Origin of the sequence: Cellulomonas algicola (assembly GCF_003851725.1) — a bacterium.
Lineage (GTDB): Bacteria > Actinomycetota > Actinomycetes > Actinomycetales > Cellulomonadaceae > Cellulomonas > Cellulomonas algicola.
Map to the genome: position 1 here is coordinate 1 of NZ_BHYL01000439.1, position 3,222 is coordinate 3,222.

The 3,222-nt window shown below is 77.8% G+C and carries 4 protein-coding genes; 3 read left to right on the forward strand and 1 reads right to left on the reverse strand.

Annotation, left to right across the window (positions count from 1 at the left end; translation table 11 throughout):
• From CTKZ_RS20510 to CTKZ_RS20520, 3 genes are all read left to right on the forward strand, one after another.
• Nucleotides 1-971 (forward strand): HAD family hydrolase (locus CTKZ_RS20510; protein ID WP_371852406.1); only part of this gene is annotated, 971 nt, incomplete at its 5' end.
• An 11-nt stretch (nt 972-982) separates the two neighbouring features.
• A complete protein-coding gene (locus tag CTKZ_RS20515; protein ID WP_124344632.1) occupies nt 983-1,786 on the forward strand; it encodes an alpha/beta hydrolase in 804 nt (267 codons plus the stop codon).
• Nucleotides 1,783-2,580, forward strand: coding sequence for an alpha/beta fold hydrolase (locus CTKZ_RS20520; RefSeq protein WP_124344633.1), 798 nt, complete (start codon nt 1,783-1,785; stop codon nt 2,578-2,580). The genes CTKZ_RS20515 and CTKZ_RS20520 overlap by 4 nt, the downstream gene beginning before the upstream one ends.
• 289 nt (nt 2,581-2,869) lie before the next feature.
• On the opposite strand, the gene CTKZ_RS20525 is transcribed toward CTKZ_RS20520, so the two are convergent.
• On the reverse strand, nt 2,870-3,222 hold a 353-nt coding region (locus CTKZ_RS20525), incomplete at its 5' end, for a hypothetical protein (protein ID WP_124344634.1).

The window sequence follows — 3,222 nt, forward strand, 5'->3', positions numbered from 1 at the left end:
CCTCCGGCACCCGCCGCGCCCGGACCGCCCCCGACGACGGCACCCCCACGCGGGCGACCGCACCGCGCGAGGACGCGCCGCCGACCGGGCGTCGCCCCCTGCCGAGCGCGCCGCCGCGGCTCGTCGCCACCGACCTCGACGGCACCCTCCTGCGTCCCGACGGCACCGTCTCCGCGCGCACCGCCGCGGCCCTCGCCGCCGCCGAGGACGCGGGGATCGCGGTCGTCTTCGTCACCGCGCGCCCGCACCGCTGGCTCGCCGACCTGCAGGCGCACGTCGCCGGGCACGGCGTCGCGCTGTGCGCCAACGGCGCGTCGGTCGTCGACGTCGGCACGCTCCGGGTGCTCGAGCAGCACGGCATGCCTGCGGACGTCGTCGGGGCGGTCGTCGAGCGGCTGCGCGCACGCTGGGGCGCCGACCGCGTGCACCTCGCCGTCGAGGGCGCGGACGGCTTCGCGCACGAGCTCGGCTACGCGAGCGACCACCCGGTCCCGCGCGACGCGCGGTCCGCCGACCGCATCGAGGACCTCCTCACCGGGCCCACGCTCAAGCTGCTCGTGCGGACGTCCGCCGAGCCGAGCGACGGCGCCGCGTTCGTCGACGCGCTCGTCGACGTCGTCGGGGACCTCGCCGTCGTCGCCGACTCCGGGGCCCACGGCCTGGGCGAGATCAGCGGGCCGGGCGTCACCAAGGCCGCGGGGCTCGCGCGGTGGGCCGCGACGCAGGGCATCGACCAGCGCGCCGTGTGGGCCGTCGGCGACGCCCCGAACGACCTGCCGATGCTCGCCTGGGCGGGCACGTCGTTCGCGGTCGCCAACGCCTACCCGGCGGTGCTGGAGGCCGCCGACCACCGGCTGCCGTCCAACGCCGACGACGGCGTCGCCGTCCTGCTCGAGCACGCCGTCGCCGCGATGTCCGCCGAGCGCCCCGACAGCGACCCCCGGACCGCGAGGTCGTCGGCGCCGTCCTAGGCTCGTGCCCGATGAGCACGCACACGTCACCCGCGACCCCGATCCGCTCCCTCACCGTCCTGCCCGCGCACCGCGAGGACGTCGAGCTGCACACCGCCGACGGCCTCACGCTCGTCGGCGAGCTCGCCCGCCCGCTCGGCGCCGACGGCGGACCGGCCACCCCCGCGGCGACGCTCGTGACGCTCCACCCGCTGCCCACGCACGGCGGCTACATGGACTCGCACGTCTACCGCAAGGCCGCGTGGCGCCTGCCCGCGCTCGCCGACCTCGCCGTGCTCCGCTTCAACACCCGCGGCACGTCGAGCCCGCGCGGTACGAGCGACGGCGCGTTCGACGGCGGCGTCGGCGAGCAGTTCGACGTGCACGCCGCGATCGAGTTCGCCGAGTTCCACGACCTGCCGCGCCGCTGGCTCGTCGGCTGGTCGTTCGGCACCGAGCTCGCCCTCATGCACGGCCGCGACCCGTCGATCGAGGGCGCGATCCTCCTGTCGCCGCCCCTGCACCGCGCGACCGACGCCGACCTCGACGCGTGGGCCGCGTTCGGCAAGCCGCTCGTCGTCCTCGTCCCCGAGCACGACGACTACCTGCGGCCCGACGAGGCCCGCCGCCGCTTCGCGCGCGTCCCGCAGGCCGAGGTCATCGCCGTCGACGGCGCCAAGCACCTGTGGGTGGGGGAGGCCGCCGTCCGGCGCGTGCTCGACGAGGTCGTCGCGCACGTCCTGCCCGGCCACGACTCGCTGCCGACCACGTGGGACGGCCCGAGCACCACCGCCGAGAGCCCGGCCGCGCTCGCGGTCGGCGAGGAGGACGCATGACGCTGCACACGTACCGCACCGCCGGGCCCGACGGTTCCGGCACCCTCCCGGTCGTGCTGCTGCACGGCTTCCCGCTCGACCACCGGATGTGGGACGCCGTCGCCGAGGCGCTGCCCGGCGACCGGACCGTCCTCGCCGTCGACCTCCCGGGCACCCCCGGTTCCGCCGACGCCCTGCCGGAGCCGTCGCTCGACGCGTCCGCGGACCTGGTCGCCGCCGACCTGCGCGCCGCCGGCCACGACCGGGCCGTCGTCGTCGGCCTGTCGATGGGCGGCTACGTCGCGCTCGCGCTGCTCGAGCGGCACCCCGAGCTCGTGGCGGGCCTCGGGCTCGTCGACACCAAGTCGATCGCGGACACCGACGAGGCCCGCGCGAACCGGCTGCGGATCGCCGCCGCCGCGGAGGACGGCGACACCGTCGAGCCCGTCCGACCCATGTCGACCGGCCTGCTGGGGGAGTCCAGCCGCGCCGCCCGCCCCGAGCTCGTCGACCAGCTCGCCGCGTGGATCGAGGACCAGCCGCCCGCGGGCGTCGCCTGGTCGCAGCGCGCGATGGCCGCACGCCCCGACCGCACCGACGTCCTGCGCGCCTTCACCGGCCCGGTCGTCGCGGTGGTCGGCGACGAGGACACCGTCACCCCCGTGCCCGCCGCGGAGGACCTCGTGGCCTCGGCCCAGGACGCTCAGCTCGTCGTCGTCGCCCGTGCCGGTCACATGTCCGCGATCGAGGACCCCGCCGCCGTCGCGGCCGCGCTCGCGGACCTGCTTCAGCGCGCCGACACCGCGACCGCGTAGCGCCACCTCCGTCGCCGGCCCCGCTGCGGGGACGCGCACGCGGCCGATGCCTCGACGTCTGGCGCAGTCGGCGCAGGTCGAGCACGGCCGCGCGCCGCGTCGGGCCGGGCGATGAGCGCCGGCACCCGAGAACGCGCGCGTCGGCGTCGGCGGTGGGTCGACCGTGGCGTCAGCCGAGGCACCCGCCCGAGCGCCCGCGTCGCGCCGGCCGTGACCGTCGGCCTCGAGCACGTGAGCGCCACCTCCGGTCGCCCGCGAAGAGCGCCCGCGTGCGGTCGACGGTGGTGCGTCAGCCCTCCAGCACCCGCTCGAGCGCCTGCGTCAGGTCGAGCGACTCGCCGTCCTTCCCCCCGGCCCCGAGGACGAGCGGCGGGTCGCTCGGCTCGGGCGTCACGCCGCGCAGCCGCGCCCCGAGGCTCGCCGGGGTGCTGAGCACGTAGAACTCGCCCGACGTGTCGACGGCGACGGACTCGTCGCGCCGCAGGTACCAGCCGCGCAGCGGCGTCCGGTAGCGCGCCCGCCCGTCGTAGCTCCGTGCCCGCAGCTCGACCGGCGCCGGGCCGGACGCGAGCGCCCGCTCGACGAACGCCGCGATCAGCTCGCGCGCCCGCTGCGACTCCGCCTGCTGCCGGCGCGCGAGCG